Annotated in this window: 20 protein-coding genes and 1 pseudogene; 6 read left to right on the plus strand and 15 right to left on the minus strand. The window is 55.2% G+C overall.

What is annotated here, in order from left to right:
* From obgE to glpD, 10 genes are all read right to left on the minus strand, one after another.
* Positions 1 to 1024: GTPase ObgE (gene obgE, locus P8O11_RS08875; RefSeq protein ID WP_300293752.1), on the minus strand; the 1024-nt coding region annotated here is incomplete at its 3' end.
* A gap of 31 nt (positions 1025 to 1055) precedes the next feature.
* Complete coding sequence (locus tag P8O11_RS08880) at positions 1056 to 1595, minus strand: GNAT family N-acetyltransferase (RefSeq protein WP_300293753.1); 540 nt, start codon at positions 1593 to 1595, stop codon at positions 1056 to 1058.
* 12 nt (positions 1596 to 1607) lie between these two features.
* On the minus strand, positions 1608 to 2198 hold the full coding sequence (locus tag P8O11_RS08885; RefSeq protein WP_300293754.1) for a LysE family translocator: 591 nt from the start codon (positions 2196 to 2198) through the stop codon (positions 1608 to 1610).
* Between the two features lie 75 nt (positions 2199 to 2273).
* Positions 2274 to 2543 (minus strand): 50S ribosomal protein L27, encoded by a 270-nt coding sequence (gene rpmA, locus P8O11_RS08890; RefSeq protein ID WP_089890909.1) that lies wholly within the window; start codon positions 2541 to 2543, stop codon positions 2274 to 2276.
* A 21-nt stretch (positions 2544 to 2564) separates the two neighbouring features.
* Positions 2565 to 3182, minus strand: a complete 618-nt coding sequence (locus P8O11_RS08895; protein ID WP_300293755.1) for a 50S ribosomal protein L21 — start codon at positions 3180 to 3182, stop codon at positions 2565 to 2567.
* Positions 3183 to 3416: 234 nt separating this feature from the next.
* Positions 3417 to 4208 (minus strand): hypothetical protein, encoded by a 792-nt coding sequence (locus P8O11_RS08900; RefSeq protein WP_300293756.1) that lies wholly within the window; start codon positions 4206 to 4208, stop codon positions 3417 to 3419.
* The gene (locus tag P8O11_RS08905; RefSeq protein ID WP_300293757.1) at positions 4205 to 5056 is read right to left on the minus strand and encodes a DUF2059 domain-containing protein; all 852 of its coding nucleotides are present in this window, start codon (positions 5054 to 5056) and stop codon (positions 4205 to 4207) included. Before P8O11_RS08905 ends, P8O11_RS08900 begins: the two co-directional genes overlap by 4 nt.
* Before the next feature lie 101 nt (positions 5057 to 5157).
* A complete protein-coding gene (locus P8O11_RS08910; protein WP_300293758.1) occupies positions 5158 to 6429 on the minus strand; it encodes a Zn-dependent hydrolase in 1272 nt (423 codons plus the stop codon).
* A gap of 16 nt (positions 6430 to 6445) precedes the next feature.
* Positions 6446 to 7924, minus strand: a complete 1479-nt coding sequence (glpK, locus tag P8O11_RS08915; RefSeq protein WP_300293759.1) for a glycerol kinase GlpK — start codon at positions 7922 to 7924, stop codon at positions 6446 to 6448.
* A gap of 24 nt (positions 7925 to 7948) precedes the next feature.
* Positions 7949 to 9472: a glycerol-3-phosphate dehydrogenase gene (gene glpD / locus P8O11_RS08920; protein ID WP_300293760.1), complete on the minus strand. Its 1524-nt coding sequence runs from the start codon at positions 9470 to 9472 to the stop codon at positions 7949 to 7951.
* A 193-nt stretch (positions 9473 to 9665) separates the two neighbouring features.
* Here glpD and P8O11_RS08925 point away from each other — a divergent pair, with 193 nt between their 5' ends.
* A complete protein-coding gene (locus tag P8O11_RS08925) occupies positions 9666 to 9833 on the plus strand; it encodes a hypothetical protein (RefSeq protein WP_300293761.1) in 168 nt (55 codons plus the stop codon).
* A gap of 3 nt (positions 9834 to 9836) precedes the next feature.
* On the opposite strand, the gene P8O11_RS08930 is transcribed toward P8O11_RS08925, so the two are convergent.
* Both P8O11_RS08930 and P8O11_RS08935 read right to left on the minus strand, forming a co-directional pair.
* Positions 9837 to 10550, minus strand: a complete 714-nt coding sequence (locus tag P8O11_RS08930; RefSeq protein ID WP_089890891.1) for an RlmE family RNA methyltransferase — start codon at positions 10548 to 10550, stop codon at positions 9837 to 9839.
* Positions 10551 to 10564: 14 nt separating this feature from the next.
* Positions 10565 to 11677, minus strand: coding sequence for a Ppx/GppA phosphatase family protein (locus P8O11_RS08935; RefSeq protein WP_089890888.1), 1113 nt, complete (start codon positions 11675 to 11677; stop codon positions 10565 to 10567).
* Between the two features lie 102 nt (positions 11678 to 11779).
* Here P8O11_RS08935 and P8O11_RS08940 point away from each other — a divergent pair.
* From P8O11_RS08940 to P8O11_RS08955, 4 genes and pseudogenes are all read left to right on the plus strand, one after another.
* Positions 11780 to 12208: pseudogene (locus P8O11_RS08940) on the plus strand (alkaline phosphatase PhoX); the annotation flags it as partial.
* 171 nt (positions 12209 to 12379) lie between these two features.
* Positions 12380 to 12676 (plus strand): virulence factor, encoded by a 297-nt coding sequence (locus tag P8O11_RS08945; protein WP_089891656.1) that lies wholly within the window; start codon positions 12380 to 12382, stop codon positions 12674 to 12676.
* Between the two features lie 27 nt (positions 12677 to 12703).
* The gene (locus P8O11_RS08950; RefSeq protein WP_300293762.1) at positions 12704 to 13651 is read left to right on the plus strand and encodes a methylenetetrahydrofolate reductase; all 948 of its coding nucleotides are present in this window, start codon (positions 12704 to 12706) and stop codon (positions 13649 to 13651) included.
* A 12-nt stretch (positions 13652 to 13663) separates the two neighbouring features.
* Positions 13664 to 14743, plus strand: a complete 1080-nt coding sequence (locus P8O11_RS08955) for a dihydropteroate synthase (RefSeq protein ID WP_300293763.1) — start codon at positions 13664 to 13666, stop codon at positions 14741 to 14743.
* Positions 14744 to 14829: 86 nt separating this feature from the next.
* Here the strand turns inward: P8O11_RS08955 and P8O11_RS08960 are convergent, their stop codons facing one another.
* From P8O11_RS08960 to pdxH, 3 genes are all read right to left on the minus strand, one after another.
* A complete protein-coding gene (locus P8O11_RS08960) occupies positions 14830 to 15291 on the minus strand; it encodes a DUF192 domain-containing protein (RefSeq protein ID WP_300293764.1) in 462 nt (153 codons plus the stop codon).
* A gap of 38 nt (positions 15292 to 15329) precedes the next feature.
* Positions 15330 to 15845 (minus strand): cold-shock protein, encoded by a 516-nt coding sequence (locus P8O11_RS08965; RefSeq protein ID WP_271437033.1) that lies wholly within the window; start codon positions 15843 to 15845, stop codon positions 15330 to 15332.
* Positions 15846 to 15996: 151 nt separating this feature from the next.
* Complete coding sequence (gene pdxH / locus P8O11_RS08970) at positions 15997 to 16602, minus strand: pyridoxamine 5'-phosphate oxidase (protein WP_300293765.1); 606 nt, start codon at positions 16600 to 16602, stop codon at positions 15997 to 15999.
* Positions 16603 to 16706: 104 nt separating this feature from the next.
* Here pdxH and P8O11_RS08975 point away from each other — a divergent pair.
* Positions 16707 to 16882, plus strand: a 176-nt coding sequence (locus P8O11_RS08975; RefSeq protein ID WP_300293766.1) for an SDR family oxidoreductase, incomplete at its 3' end; no start/stop codon positions are given.

Consider the following 16882-nt stretch of genomic DNA (forward strand, 5'->3'; position numbering starts at 1 on the left):
GCTCCGCCTCCATGCCGAGCGCTGCCTCCGCGGCCCGCATCTCGATAATCTTGGCGCGCAACGCCCGCAGGACATCGGTCACGCCTTCACCCGTCACACCAGACATCAACATAATCGATGTGCCTGTCGCTGCCTCAACTTCATCCTTGAGGAATTCCCGTTCCTCAGCGTCCAAAGCGTCAATCTTGTTGAGGACTGTAACGCGGGCCTTGTTTGCAAGCTCGCCGCCATAGGCTTCCAGTTCTCCAATAATCGTCTTGTAGTCGCCCACGGGGTCGCCAGAGGTACCGTCAATCAAATGCAAAAGCACAGCACAGCGTTCCACATGCCCCAAAAAGCGCACACCAAGACCAACGCCTTCATGTGCCCCTTCAATGAGGCCTGGAATGTCCGCAATAACAAACTCAGCACCATCGACTCCAACAACGCCAAGGTTTGGGTGAAGCGTGGTAAAGGGATAGTCAGCAATTTTGGGTCTCGCGTTAGAAGTCGCTGCTAAAAAGGTGCTCTTGCCTGCGTTCGGCAGCCCAAGAAGCCCAGCATCAGCAATCAGCTTTAGGCGTAGCCAGATCGTACGCTCAACACCCTCTTGGCCCGAATTTGCTCGGCGTGGCGCTTGGTTTGTTGACGATTTAAAGTGAAGGTTGCCAAATCCACCGTTGCCGCCTTTGGCGATGCGCAACCGCTGCCCAAGTTCTGTCAGGTCGGCGATCACTGTCTCGCCGTCTTCTTCAAGGATTTCGGTCCCGACCGGCACGCGCAAAATAACGTCATCCCCGTCCTTACCCGTCCGCTGGCTGCCCATACCGGACTGACCATTGTTGGCAAAGAAATGCTGCTGATAGCGAAAATCGATAAGCGTATTGAGCCCGTCAACCACTTCGACCCAGACGTCGCCACCGCGACCACCGTCGCCACCGTCAGGGCCACCATATTCAATAAACTTCTCGCGTCGGAAGCTAATACAGCCACCGCCGCCCGAGCCGGAGCGAATATAGACCTTTGCAAGATCAAGAAATTTCATATCGTCTCCTTAACGCCCGCTATTGGGCGGCTCAACTGAGTTTGCAGATGTATGTCCATGTCGCCACATTGGTGTTGCGCGCAACACAAAAAGTTTCTGCATCGCCAATATACTCAAACCCTTGGTTTGTCAGCACACGGGCTGATGCAGGATTGTCTTGAAAAACACAGGCAAAGATCGTTTCGCAGCCTTGCGGATTGGCCTCAATCAGTGCTTCAACAGCCCCCGATGCGATTCCTGTGTTCCAGAATGCAGGTGCGACCCAATAGCCGATCTCAGATTGATTTCGATCCATCCGCGACAGGCTAATAATTCCAGTCAGGCTGGGGCCGCCATCTTTGCTGGCATCAATCGCCCAGATATCTTCAAACCGATCTGCGCTCTGAGCCCGCTTGATAAACGCCTCAGTGTGACCTGGCGGCAAAGGATGCGCGATACGGCTTGTATTATGCGCCACACGTTCGTCGCCAGCATAAAGATCAATCATGGCCTGGTCAAAAGCCACAAGCGGCCTCAAATCAAATTTATCTTTATTGATAATGTCTTGCGTGACACTTCTAACATGTATCATGCGCTCTCCTCTTTAAAACAACACGAGTAAAACAGAAGCCACAGTCAAAGCTGCAAGGCTCCACATAAGGTATTTTTCTTCTGGCCTCCCCGCCAGAAGTGTTGCGATCCGATCCCCTGCATAGGCCCAGATAGGATGCAACACGAGTTGCAAACCAAGCAGGCAAAGAGCGATCGTCAGCGTGGCTTCAAGGCTCGGCGTGCCCGCAGCTGTAAAGCTGGTGAACCCCGTCGTGATCATCGCCCATGCCTTTGGATTAAGAGGATGCACCCAGAGGCCAGCCAAGAAACCAGGCGCTGTGCCCTCAGATACACCCGCGCTGAGGCGCATGTTCGCCACTTTCCAAGCCAGCCAGCAAATGTAAGCCACACTGGCCCACTTCAGCGCTTCAAAAACCCAAGGTGCCGACTTAGCGAGCTCCATCAGGCCAAAGCCAATCGGCCAAATGATGAGCTGTTTGCCAAGCGCCACACCTGCCACAAAAGGCAAAGCCGCGCGAAAGCCAAAGCGCGCGCCCGTGGCCATAAGCGCCATATTGGCCGGCCCAGGTGTGCCCACCTGAGACGCCCCAAAGACGAGAAATGCTGCCACAGAAACGCTCATTCTTGAGCTCCCAAATACGAAAAAGGGACCGGTTCTTCACCGATCCCTTGTTTGTCTTAAAACCTTAAGGTCCGGTTACTCAGCGGCCTCCGCCACTGGGAGGACCGAAATAAAGGTGCGGCCTTTGAGACCTTTGTGGAACTTCACGTTGCCATTGGCTGTGGCGAAGATCGTGTGATCTTTACCCATGCCAACGCCTGCGCCCGGCCAAAACTTTGTGCCGCGCTGACGTACGATGATGTTACCACCGATGACGACTTCGCCACCATATTTTTTTACGCCAAGACGGCGACCCGCTGAGTCGCGACCGTTACGGGATGAACCGCCAGCTTTTTTATGTGCCATATCGTTTCTCTCCTACTGCGCTTACTTCGACAGATCAGCAGCTTGTGCAACCCACTCGGGTTTCACTTTCACTGCGTCAAAGCTGTCTACGTCTACTTTTGCGAGGTCTGCAAAAGTGTTGATGCCGGCTGCTACGAGCTTCTTCGCTGCGGCTGGGCCAACACCTGTGATTTGTGTCAGATCGTCACCAGAAGCGGCTGGAGCTGTGGCGGCCTTAGGAGCGGCGGCTTTTTTAGCTGCTGGCTTCTTCTCGTTAGCTGGTTTCGCTACAAAGCCAGACACTGAACCTGTGCCAATTGCGGCTTTTACACCAGTCTTATCGCCACCACTTGCAAGAATGTCAGTGATACGAAGAAGCGTAAGCTTCTGACGGTGCCCGACCGTACGCTTTGATGAGTGCTTACGACGGCGCTTAACGAAGTTAATCACCTTCTTGCCTTTGATCTGGTCGATCACTTCAGCCTGAACGGCTGCGCCGTCGACCATAGGAGCACCGACAACAGGAGCATCACCACCAAGCATCAGAATTTCGTTGAACTGGATTGTTTCACCAGCATCGGCTGCAAGTCTTTCAACACGGAGCACATCGCCCGATTGAACTTTATATTGCTTGCCGCCTGTTTTCAGGACCGCGAACATGGGTCTTTCCTTTTCATCATCCGCATTCTGTGGCCCCTGCGTTTGCAGTGTTTTAGCAGGGAGTTTCGCCCCGCCGCCTCGAACAGCGCGTTCCTCTTGGGAACGTCATTAATAATAATTCCGGAGCGGTTTCCCCCTCCAGCTGCGAGCTTATCGTGAATACGCAGCCCCAAGTCAAGCGTGTTCGCTAAAGAAACTTGCCGTATATGTTGGCTTTCTGCCAAATATTCGGGCCTAGAGGTCTTCTCCAAACATCTGGACGGAAACCGCCAAGCCAATGGCGTAGCTCAGGTCCTCAGAAAGCGCGCCATAGCCCTCAAAAATTGCTGTGTTCAGCGCTGCGCCCTCATCAGTTTTAGAAAACGCTATGTAGGCCGCCAGATCCGCCTCGGGTAAATCGCCAAGCGCAGCGCAGAGATAGGCCGAAATCCAAGCCTCCAGCGAGACGCGGATTTCGGGCATCCGCGCCTGAACCTCGGCCAGCACATCTCCCTCCTGCATCTCAAAGACACCGACCTCAATCAATCCGCGGTAAAACGCCAGATCCGAATTCAGCGTTCCCGTCACATTGCGCTCCAAAAGATCATTCACCTGCGCAAACTCAAGCAAAGCTTCGGCACGTTCTGGCGGCTCCAAGCAAGCGGCCTCTGCAGTTTCCTGCGCCCCCTCAAGCAACAAATACTTGCGCCCCGCCAGTTCAGCTTCAACAATACGTTGGCCACGATCGGACTGATAAAACGTGAGCAGCTCGCTAAAATTTACGCCTGCAAAGCTTCCCTCCATCGCAGACCGGACACGCAGGTGCATCATTGAAGGGTCATACAGTCGCTTCAGGATATCGCGCCATGCTGCACCACCAGCATCAGGCAGCATCGCCTCACCAACCATATGCCCATAGTCGAGAAACTCTTCACGCAACACATCGATCAGAGCATCTGATCCCAGTGTCTCAAGCAAATCATCAACAGGGTCCGCCTGTGCGGTCAGCGCCCAGACAGACAAAAGAGCCGCGCCAAAAAGTTTCACAGTTCTTGGCCAGGGCTCAACTCGGCCATTCGCAATGCAAGCTTCTCATAACGGTCTGCCATCAGCGCATATTGCACCCCGTTCATCAACTCATAGACCTTTTGCATCACCGGATCTTCGAGGGCTTCTGCATAAGCCTGAACCTCCGCATCGCTAAAGCCCTCATAGATACGCGCAGCGCTCGCAAGGGCCGATGCTTCTATTTCAACAGCCATCTCCGCTGCCTGCTCTTCCATCAGACTGCGCAATGTGGCCTCGTCAATCCTGTTGATCACACCCGCATCTGACGCCGCCAGCAAAAAGCGGATTTGGACTTCCTGTGCTGCTTGCGTACCAATATTTTCGGGGTCAATCGCGTGGTTCATACGCTTGAGAAGCGCAAGACGTACGCTGCCCTCTGCAACCATATCAGCTACAAGCGCCTCTCCGCGTGCATAGTCATCAGCACCATCTTCTGCAGAATGAGCTGCGTTTTCGACCTCCACCAAACGCATTCCTAAATCAGACGCATAGAACCCAGCGGCATGTGCGAGCATCTCATCACTCAATGCCTGCGCCAGCAGCTGCTTAGCATCTTTCCGAATGAGGGTCGGCTCAAAAACCTGATCGGCCAGAGCTGTCCACTGTAAACCGAAGTCTTGCGCCTCCATGCCCAGAATTTGGGGCGCGTTCGTCGCGCCGACACGCATACTTTCCAGCGCAACATCAAAGCCTGTCACTTCTAGAAAGGCTTCCAAGCGCGCCGAATTGGCCTCAGCTTTTGCACCAGATTGAACGGACATGAGAGCCACAGCACAGACCGCCCAAATAGCTAAGACAGAGAGCTTGGAGAAAACAACACGCGTCATGGCATACCTTTCGGGTGATCCGCTTGCTGATAACCTAGTCAAATGCAGCGCTGGTTCAATGGCAAACCCCGCTGCCTTTGTGTCAAATGGCAATTCGGCGCCTATCGGCCACAGGCCACCCTCAAAGCAACATCAAGCAAAACATTTGCCCCAGCTGCCGCGTGTTCAGGGCTCGTGTACTCGGCTTCATTGTGGCTCAGCCCGTCTCTGCAAGGAACAAAAACGAGCGCGCTGGGAACAGCCCGCGCCATATAAAAAGCATCATGACCCGCCCCCGAGATCACATCTTGCACAGGAAGCCCACGCCCAGTCGCGCTCTGGCGCACGGCCTCTGTGAGAGTATGGTCAAACAACACCACAGGCGAATGCCAAATTTCTTCTAAACTGATCACTATCTTGCGCTCCGCAGCTTGAAGGTCATCAAGACCCGCCCGAAACGCCGCGTCCATCTCCTTGAGACGCGTTTCAATCGGGTGCCGCAGATCAACCGTGAGATCAATTCGTCCAGGCATCACATTAATGGAGCCCGGCTGCGCATTTAGCACGCCAATCGTCGCTCGTGCGGCCTCGTCTTGCAGGCCGACCTGATACACAAGCTCAATCACACGTGCCAAAGCCGGCATAGGGTCTCGTCGTTGTGTCATAGGGACAGGACCAGCGTGGGTTTCTTGGCCCTGCAGGCTGAGCTCATACCAGCGGATCGCTTGTCCACCCGTGACCGCGCCAATCACAGTGCCAGCATCCTCCAGCACAGGACCCTGCTCAATATGCAGCTCAAGATACTGGCCGATCGACCGGGCCCCCGGTATAAGCCCCTGTGAATAGCCAAGGCGATCAAGCTCCGCCCCCACGCTCAGCCCTTTGTCATCTAGCGTGCTGCGCACAGCCTCAAGCGAATGCACGCCACAATGCACGCCAGACCCCATCATTGCAGGCTGAAAGCGTGAGCCCTCCTCATTGGTCCACACCACGATATCAACAGGCATATCGGTCTCGATGCCGTTGTCATCCAGCGTCTCAAGAACTTCCAGCGCCGCCAATACACCCAAGATACCGTCAAAGCGCCCGCCTCTAGGCTGGGTGTCCAAATGTGATCCGATCGCCAGCGGCTGGGCGTTGCGGCTCCCCCCGGCACGCCGAACAAAGAGATTTCCGACCTGATCATACTGAACGTCATACCCACGTTCAGCGCACCAGCCCAAGAACAGCTGACGACCCGCCTCATCTTCATCCGTCAAGGTCAGCCTGTGCGAGCCACCCCCTGGAGTTGCACCAATCTCCCCCATTGCCATCAGGCGCCGCCAAAGCCGTTCTGAATTGATAGATACCTCGCCCATTCCCATCACGGCCCTCTTGTTCATCCATAATACCATGGCACACGCCTGTACCCTAAACCGCCTGCGCCGCCGCAACGGCGCGTTGCCAGCGCTCATATTTCTGTGCCCGCTGCGCCGCGCTCATCTGAGGCATAAAGCTGCGATCCAGCTGCCACATCTGCGCAAATCCTGCCTGATCCGGGTATAGCCCCGCCGCATGACCCGCGAGCCAAGCCGCACCAAGCGCTGTCGTCTCAAGAATGCTGGGCCGATCGACTTGGGCCCCCGTGATGTCGGTCAAAAACTGCATTGTCCAGTCCGAAGCACACATCCCGCCGTCCACTCTCAGAGCGGCCTCAGCGCTGTCCCCCCAATCCGCCCGCATGGCCTCCAGCAAGTCTCGCGTTTGATACCCAACCGATTCCAGAGCAGCACGGGCCATCTCCGCAGGCCCTGTCGCCCGTGTCAGCCCAAAAGCCGCACCGCGACAGTCGGGGTTCCAATACGGCGCACCAAGCCCAGTAAAAGCGGGCACAATGATAACGTCCTGAGCACAATCTGCAGATTCCGCCAAGGCCTGCGTGTCAGGCGCGGCGTCTATAACGCCAAGCCCATCGCGCAACCACTGCACAACGGCTCCGGCCACAAAAATTGACCCTTCGAGCGCATAGGTGACCTCACCCTCAAGCTGATAGGCGATCGTTGTCAGGAGTTTGTGCTCAGATGTGACCGCGTCTCGCCCTGTGTTCAAAAGCGCAAAACAGCCTGTGCCATAGGTCGCTTTCATCATCCCTGCACTGAAACAGCCCTGCCCAATCGTGGCCGCCTGCTGATCGCCGGCCATTCCCGAGATCGGCACAGTTGCACCCAATACATCAGTCGTCCCAAATAGCGCCGAACAATCCTTTACTTCAGGCAAAAGGCTCATCGGGATACCTAGAAGCGTGCAAATCTCTTTGCTCCACGCCCCAGCATGAATGTCATAGAGCAAAGTGCGCGAAGCATTGGTTGCATCTGTCGCATGAACACGCCCCCCCGTGAGGTTCCAAACGAGCCAGCTATCGACAGTGCCAAAGGCCAATTCCCCCGCCTCAGCCCGCGCACGCGCGCCCTCCACGCTGTCCAAGAGCCAAGCCAACTTTGTTCCACTGAAATAAGGATCCAACAAAAGTCCCGTCTTGGCGCGAATAAGGGTTTCATGCCCCGCCTCTTTCAGCGCTGTACAGGCATCGCTTGTCCGACGATCTTGCCAGACAATCGCGTTATAGAGCGGCTCTCCTGTCGCACGGTCCCAAAGCAATGTTGTCTCACGCTGGTTGGTGATCCCGATTCCTGCAAGGGCCTGTGCTGAAATGCCAGCAGCCCTCAAAGCGCCCTCACACGAACGCAAAACAGTTTGCCACAGATCCTCTGGCGCGTGCTCAACCCACCCTGAGCGTGGGAAATGCTGCGCAAACTCTTCCTGCGCACTTCCTTGAGGACGCATATCTGCATCAAACACAATCGCGCGCGAACTTGTCGTGCCTTGATCAATCGCCAGAATATAACTCATGTCACGCCCCCCTCAGTGCAAAGCCTAGAGCGCACCAAGATATGCCTCAAGCGCCGCAACACCTGCAGCAGGCATGTGGAGCCCAAGCTTGCTGCGCCGCCAGAGAATATCCTCGGCACTCTGAGCAAACTCGCGCGCGACCAACCAGTCCACCTCTGCAGTACTAAGCCCTGCGCCCAAATCCTCGACTGCCTTGCAATCCCCAAGAATATCAAAAACATCTAGACCATAGCTCCTGACCAGTCGGCGCACGGTTCGCGCCTCCAGAAACGGATATTTCGCGGCAGCCTGCTCTTCTAAAGCGTGTTTATCGGCAACCTTAAAATTCCCCCCAGGCAGCGCGACCCCCTTTGTCCAAGGGCGGCTTGCAGGCGCGAGCAAATCTACAGCAGCTTCTGACAGTTTGCGATAGGTGGTTATTTTTCCGCCAAAAACCGTCAAAAGTGCAGCATCTACTCTTTCAAGCCGCAGCTCATAATCGCGAGTTGCAGCAGAGGCGCTGGCCTGCCCGTCGTCCTGCAAAGGTCGCACTCCTGAATAAGACCAAACAATATCAGCAGTTGTGATCTTGTCTCGTAAATACCCGTTCACAAAATCAATCAGATAAGCCTGTTCCCGCGCGCTTGCCTCTGGCTTTTCATCAGCGGCACCATGCTCTGCATCTGTAGTCCCAATGAGCGTGAAGTCATCTTCATAAGGAATAAGAAAACAGATCCGACCATCTTCACCTTGCAAAAAATAGCATTTGTCATGGTCGTAAAGCTTCGGCACGACAATATGGGAGCCACGCACCAGCCTGATCTGCCCACGCATATCCGTGCTGACATAGGTCAGGGCCTGCGCCACCCATGGCCCCGCAGCATTGACCAACGCGCGCGAAAGATACTGCTCTTGTGTCCCGTTCAGCGCAACTGTGATCCGCCAGAGCCCGCCGATACGCTCCGCATTCACGAACCTGGCACGGGTCAAAATCCGCGCGCCCCGCTCCGCAGCATCCCGCGCATTCAGGCTCACAAGCCGCGCATCATCAACCCAAACATCCGAATATTCGAAGGCGCGCTCAAAGCGCGCGTTAAGAACATCGCCTTCAACGGCACCAACAAGCTCTAGAGCCTGCGTTGCGGCCAAAACCTTACGCCCGCCCATGTGATCGTAAAAAAATAGCCCAAGGCGGATCAACCAGCTTGGACGCCACCCCTTCATCCAGGGCATCAGCCCAGCCAAAAGTCTTGATGCAGGCGTTTCCGCGTCAAAGCGCATATCTTTGCTGAGCGGCAGAACAAAGCGCATTGGCCAGCTGATATGCGGCATCATACCCAGCAACACTTCCCGCTCTTTTAAGGCTTCTTTCACAAGACGGAATTCAAAATACTCTAAATATCTCAGCCCACCATGAAAAAGCTTCGTCGAGGCTGAGGATGTACCAGACGCCAGATCGCCCTGCTCTACAAGCGTAACACTCAGCCCGCGCCCAGCCGCGTCGCGGGCAATCCCGCATCCGTTCACACCGCCGCCAATGATAAAGATATCGCTGATTGTCTCTGACATGTCGCCCACCCTTTGCACACTGTTATGAGCGCGCATTCATCAAATGAAAACCAGCTCAAAAGCTCACGTAACATCCCCTAGCGGCAAAACATCACAAAAAAAACAAAAGTTAGGGACCATTTTCGCCCCATTTTAGCGACATGTTAAGCGCTATCGGCTTGGGTGTGGGCATCTAGCTGTGAGGGCTCTGCCTATGACCTGCGTTCCAAAACCTGCGCGCCACGCGCGGCTCTTTGAGCTGATCCGCCAGCATAATCTGGCGCAAGCAGCAGCTCCAGCATCAACGCTAGAAGCCCAAGGGCCGAATGATGTGCAAGGCTTCATCGCCTCCGCACAGCAAAGCCTTTACGCCTCCAGATGAGCTTTAGCCCCTAAAGCCAGTTGCAATAACGAATTTTTCAGAGCTGTCAGAACGAGAGCTGGGTGGCTTCACGTTCACCACTTTGGTAAACTTCTGCTTCAATAGCTTCTGCAACTCGCCTTCCGCGCCCCCAGCCAGAACCTTGGCAACGAAGGTCCCACCGTCTTCAAGCACATCAAACGCAAAGTAAGCAGCTGCTTCGCAAAGCGAGATAATACGCAAGTGATCGGTTTGTTTGTGCCCTGAGCTCGACGCCGCCATATCCGACATCACCACATCGGCCTTACCGCCAAGCCATTCCTTGACCTGATCGTCCGCACCGTCGTCCATAAAATCAAGTTGGTGTATTTCACAGCCTACAATTGGTTCAACCACCTGTAAATCAACGCCCAAGAGCGTGCCGATAGGCCCAGGCTTCTCGCCAATCGCATTCACGCGTGGCACCGCCACTTGCAGCCAACCACCCGGCGCACACCCAAGGTCAACGACCCGCGCACCAGGAGCAAGAAAACCAAACTTATCATCTAGCTCCATGATTTTAAACGCTGCGCGCCCGCGATACCCTTCGGCCTGCGCGCGTTTTACGTAGGGGTCATTCAACTGCCGCTGAAGCCAACGCGTGGAAGAGCTGCGTCGCCCGCGCGCCGTCTTGACCTTGACTTTCAGCTCACGTTGTCCGCGCCCCGAAGTGTTTTTTCCGTCTGGTTTTTTTGCCATGTTTTCGCTCTAGCCTAAAAAGGCCCGTCCTCCAAGACACCATCCGCACTCATCTGCGCATAGAGCAGTCCTTCGCGCAGGCCGCGGTCGGCCACACTGAGCCGATCGGTCGGCCAGCAGCGCAGCAAAGCCTGCAAAATAGCGCTCCCCGACATAATTAACGCCTGACGGTCCTGCCCGATCCGTGGATCAAGCCTGCGCCCTTCTGGTCCAAGCGCAAGGTAGTCGCGAATGACTGTATCAATTTCCTCAGAGTTCATCCGCAACCCGTCTACTTTCGTGCGGTCGTAGCGCTTGAGGCCCAGATGGCTCGCCGCCACTGTTGTTACAGTGCCCGATGTCCCCACAATCTGAAAGCGTTCGCGCTGCTGCACATCTTGATAGGGCGTGAAATCAGCGAGATTTTCTTCAAAAAACCAGCTCATCAAAGCGAAGCGCGCGGCATCGTCCTCAACATCTTCAAACTGATCCTTAAGCGTGGCCACGCCCAAAGGCACAGAAATCCAATCAACAACCTTGGCCACAGGCTCATTCCCGACCTGATGACTAAAGCCGCGGTGCATGCGCATAATCGCCTTGGCGCGCTGCTTTTTGGGCACATCAGACAGATCAATCCAGACCAGCTCGGTCGAACCGCCGCCAATATCGACGACAAGCAACTGCTCGGTCTTCGGGCTCACAAGGGGAGCACAAGAGATCACAGCCAGCCGTGCTTCCTCTTCCGCAGGAATGATATCCAGCACCAATCCGGTTTCGCGTTTGATTTTGGCAAGAAACTCGGCAGAATTCTGGGCGCGGCGGCAGGCCTCTGTCGCCACAAGCCGCATCTTGCGCACCTTATGACGTTTCAATTTCTGCTGACAGGTTTTCAGCGCCTGAATCGTGCGCTGCATCGAGCTACGAGACAGCTTCCCTGTGCTCTCAAGGCCAAGCCCGAGCTGCACAGATTTAGAATAGCTGTCGACCACATGAAACTGGCTGCCCGACGGTCGGGCAATCAGCATACGGCAACTGTTCGTGCCCAGATCCAGCGCCGCATACAGCGGGCCAGAATCGAGCGGTTTCGGCGCGGGGCTCTCAACCGTTTTCAAGGGAGCGCCCGCACCTTTGGGACGCTTGGGCGTCATCGTTACGCCCTCCATTTCGTGTTGCCTTCAAACTATGCTGCACACCAACCTTCTGCAAGGGGTTTCACGTATCATCCCAACGTCACAAACCCTTCATTCGAGGCTCAAGGCTTCACATGGGATCTTTGCGTGATGGCTGGCAATCCAGACGTCCACCAAGACGCGCGTGCGGGCTCCGACAACCTCTCCATAGGGAATATGTTTAACTCTCCTGATGGCCTTGCCTTTGACGAGGCTGGCCTGCTCTGGATCCAAACTGATGGAAACTACTCCAACGCAGATGACTTTGCAGGTCAGGGGAACAATCAAATGCTCGCGGGCGATCCTGTAACTGGCGAGATCCGCCGCTTTCTTGTTGGTCCCAACGAATGCGAGGTCACAGGGCTGTCATGGGCCGCTGATCGTCGCACAATGTTTGTTGGAATACAGCACCCAGGGGAAAACGGCGGCAGCCAGTGGCCCGACATGACCGATGTCCCGCGCTCGGCCATTATTGCGGTGCGCCGCGAAGATGGTGGGATCATCGGCTGATCCTCATCAAAACCATGAAGATTTTTCAGGGGCGTCCAAGCGGCGCCCCCGTTCATTTTTGTTATGAAATATGCGCAAGGTCGCTCAAATGCGCCGCAAAGTCGAAAATGGGCGCTGCGGGGCGCCAAGCGTCCTTTAGACCTGATCACCAAAGAGGAAAGGGAATCATACATGCCCGACGTCACAATCGTTTACTGGCGCGACATTCCGGCCCAAGTCATCGTTGGCAAAGGCCGCCGTGGCTCCAAAGCCCCCCTGCCCGAACGCTTCGAGCAGGCGATCGACCGTGCCGCTATGAAAATCGGCGCAGAAGACAGTGACGCCTACATGGCAGAATGGCGCAAGGCTGAGCCTTTCACAGTCGAAGGTGAGCCTGACGACATCGCCGCCTCAGAAGCGGCACGCATAGATGCAGAATACGACAAGGAGCGCATCAAAGCGCTGATCGCAAACGAAGGCTGGGCTTAGACGCTCATGAACATCAGGGAGGCCATGATGGCACTGCTCAATTTCCGCAAAAAAACGGCTGACACAGCCACCGCCTCGGCCAACCCTGCCCAGATGGAAGCTTTCCTGCAAGGCTATTCCATCGAGGTGATGCCGCGTACCGCATCCAAAGTCGAGGATTTCCGCGAAATCCTTCCAGCCGGGACACGCGTCTATATCGCCCATATCGAAGGCACGCCGATTGAAGAAATGGTCGAAACAGCTGCGCGCATCAATGCCGAGGGTTTTGATGTCATGCCGCATTTTCCGGCCCGTATCATTCACGACGAAGCCATGCTCGCCAACTGGATCGCGATGTATCAAGGCGAAGCCAACGTGAAACAAGCGCTCCTCCTTGCAGGCGGCGTCGACAAAACGCACGGTGCGTTCCATTCTTCAATGCAGCTCCTCGAAAGCGGCCTTTTTGACAAAGCTGGCTTCACGCGCCTTCACGTCGCAGGCCACCCGGAGGGCAACAAGGACATCGACAAAGACGGTTCCCACAAAAACGTCGAAGAAGCGCTTCAATGGAAACAGAAATTCTCTGAGCGCACCGATGCCAGAATGGCGCTGGCCACACAGTTTGCCTTTGAAGCTGGTCCAATCATCGAATGGGCCAATGGCCTTAAAGCCGCAGGTGTTGATATCCCCGTCCATATCGGGATCGCTGGCCCTGCCAAACTACAAACGCTGATCAAATTCGCCATCGCCTGTGGCGTCGGCCCATCGCTCAAAGTGCTGCAAAAGCGCGCGATGGATGTCACCAAGCTGCTTCTGCCCTACGAGCCGACAGAGGTTCTGGCCGAACTTGCCGCTCACAAAGCGGCCAATCCCGACTTTAACATCGAGCAGGTCCACTTCTTCCCGCTCGGCGGCATCAAAACAAACGCCACATGGGCAACGGACAACGGCGGCGCTTCCGGCGTTCCTGCGAACGCCCTGGCAAACCAAGCATAAGAAAGCGCAGACATGACAAGAACAATCATCGAATCTAAAACCAAAACCGCGATCATCGGCTTTGACCAGCCGTTCACAGTGATCGGGGAGCGCATCAACCCGACAGGACGTAAAGTGCTCAATGAAGAGCTGGAGCGCGGCGACTTTACCCGCGTTCAGGCCGACGCCATCGCCCAAGTTGCGGCTGGTGCAACCATCCTTGATATCAACTCGGGCGCCGTGTTCTCAGGCAAAATGGCCGAAGACCCCCGCTATGCAGACAACAACTTCGTTGAGCCAACGCTGATGCGCGAGCTGATTGAAAAAGTGCAGGAAGTCACAGATTCTCCGCTCTGCATCGACAGCTCTGTTCCTGGCGCACTGGAAGCTGGCCTCGCCGCCGCCGAAGGCCGCCCCCTGCTGAACTCTGTGACCGGCGAGGAAGAGCGCCTCGAGCTCGTTCTGCCGCTCGTGAAAAAGTACAATGTGCCCGTTGTGGCCATTTCAAATGACGATACAGGCATTTCAGAGGACCCCGATGTGCGCTTTGCCGTCGCCAAGAAGATCGTAGAACGCGCTGCCGATTTCGGTATCCCTGCGCATGATATCGTGGTCGATCCACTCGTTATGCCCATCGGTGCAATGGGGACAGCTGGCCTACAGGTCTTCACGCTCGTGCGCCGCTTGCGCGAAGAGTTGGGTGTAAACACGACCTGTGGCGCCTCCAACATCTCCTTTGGCCTGCCAAACCGACACGGTATCAACAACGCCTTCTTGCCTATGGCGATCACTGCGGGCATGACATCGGCAATTATGAACCCTGTGGCCATTCCCGTTGGCCCGACCAAAATCGCTGAAAAGCGCGCCGAAGTTGAGGCCTCTGGCCTTGTTCTTCCAGCAGATATGGATGACGAAACCTTCTGTCAGCTCTTCGGTCTTGGCTCAACGAAGCCGCGCGCAGGCAAGGAAATGGAGGCCATTCGTGCCGCCAACTTCCTTACCAACAATGATGACGGTGGAGCAGCGTGGATCAATTTCAACCGCGTTGCCCCCAAAGCGGGCCAAGAAGGCCGTGGCCGCGCGGGCCGCACAGGTGGGCGCCGTCGCGGCTGAGCACCCTTAAAACTGTAAATCTAAAAACGCTCCAGCTCGCTGCTGGGGCGTTTTTTTGTCTCCTTCAAAAGTCCAAACAGGTTCGTTTAGGAGTCACAAGGCCAAGCAGCAGAGGTTTGATCAAAGATGACATGGCGCATTTCGCTGCCGACCTTAACGCCATAGAGCGCGGCCAATCCACCATTGATCTCCAGTACGGCAAGCGCCCTACCATTGCTATTTATCAGCGTTTCATCAAGGGGTTGTGCGCGATTATGAATGTGAATGATGCGCCCTGTTTCATCTGCAAACAAGAGATCAAGCACAATGAGCGTATTACGCATCCAAAAGGCCAGTTCGGCAGGTGCCTCATAGACGAACAACATCCCGGCTCCACGCGGCAGGTTTTCACGATGCATCAAACCAATAGCGCGCTCGCGCTCCGTATCTGCTATTTCTACGGTAAAACGCTCAGTGCCCCAAGGCCCGCGCAAATCAACAGTATCGTCACTGCACTTTGCAGCCAAAGCACTGCCAGCAAGCGTTAAATACAAGAAAAGAGCGGCCAATATGGCCGCCCCTTGCGTTTTCATGGGTGTCTTCAGGTTTAGATCGCGCTTTCCCAAGAGCAAACCTCCGTTGCCATGCGCCCACGCTTGCCATCAATCACTTTGATCGCAACCGCCTCACCTGGCTGAAGGTCAGCAAAGCCTGAGCGGCGGAGCACTTCGATATGTACAAACACATCATCGTCCTTGCCGTAGACATTTGCAAAGCCAAAACCCTTGCTTTTATCAAACCATTTGACACGTGCGGCTTCGAGAGTGGCCGCCGCGATGATCGCAGGGTCAATATCCTCAAAGTCAGCCAATGCCGGCTCGCCAGTGTTCACTGGTGGCTCGATCTCAAGCACTTCTATCGCCTGTACGCCGCGTTCTGTAATCTGTGCACTCAGTTCTATCCGAGCGCCATCAGCGATCGAATTTTGCCCGAAGTTACGCAACACGTTGGCGTGCAACAAGATATCTGGTCCGCCTGTATCAGCAACGACGAAGCCAAATCCCTTTACGGGATCAAACCACTTCACGCTGCCGCGAACTAACAATACGTCTTCCACTATCAAAATCTACTTTCCTGTCCATTACACTCCGTCCCCTTACGTTCCATGCGGGTAAACGGTTGATTAATTCAACCAAAAAAGTGCAATTTTCAAAAAATAATGTGAAATAACACGTCAAATCATTTGAGGCCGCAAAATACTCAAAATAGCTAAATCACGGATTTAGACGCAGTATTTCCCACGCTGATCCAGTATCTGCCCGCCGCCAGCGAAACCGGTCATGTAACCGAAAAGCACCATCTGCCCAGAACTCAATTTCAAGCGGCGCAATACGATACCCGCCCCAAAACGGTGGCCGTTCGGGATTCGTGCCTTTTTCTGCCGTGATCTTTGCTACCTTGGCCATTAGGCTCGTTCTAGAGCTCAGCGGCTGCGATTGATCCGACGCCCAAGCCCCCAAACGGCTCTTCAGAGAACGCGACTTGTAGTAGGCGTCAGCCTGCGGCCCTTCGACCTTGCTTATCAGCCCGCGCACACGCACTTGTCGGCGCAAAGACTTCCAATGCATCACAAAAGCGCCCTTGCCCGCCGCATCCAATTCCTGAGCCTTTGCTGAGCCATAGTTGGTGTAAAATACAAAAGCATCCGCTTCGATCTCTTTGAGCAAAACCATCCGCGCATTGGGCAGCCCGTCTGGATCCACTGTCGACAAAGCTATCGCATTGGGATCATTGATTTCTGTCGTTTCAGCCTCGCTCAACCACGTTTGCGCAATCGCAAACGGATCATCGCCAGCAAAGAGTCCTGTTCTGTCTGTCATGGTATTTCCTTTGCCTTTCAAGCCCTGAGACTTGAAGCACCCTAGGCAATCGCCTAAAGACGTCAATAACTCATTAACAATTGTTCATCAGGGCGGAGATATAGATGTCAAATCAGCTTTTGGCAGGCAAGCGCGGGCTTATCATGGGCCTGGCAAACGACAAGTCGATTGCTTGGGGGATCGCTAAGGCCTGCGCCGATGCGGGCGCCGAGTTAGCTTTCTCATATCAAGGCGATGCCCTGCTCAAGCGGGTCAATCCTCTCGCCGCACAGCTTGGCTC

This window comes from Lentibacter sp., from assembly GCF_029254145.1.
Classification (GTDB): Bacteria; Pseudomonadota; Alphaproteobacteria; order Rhodobacterales; family Rhodobacteraceae; genus Lentibacter.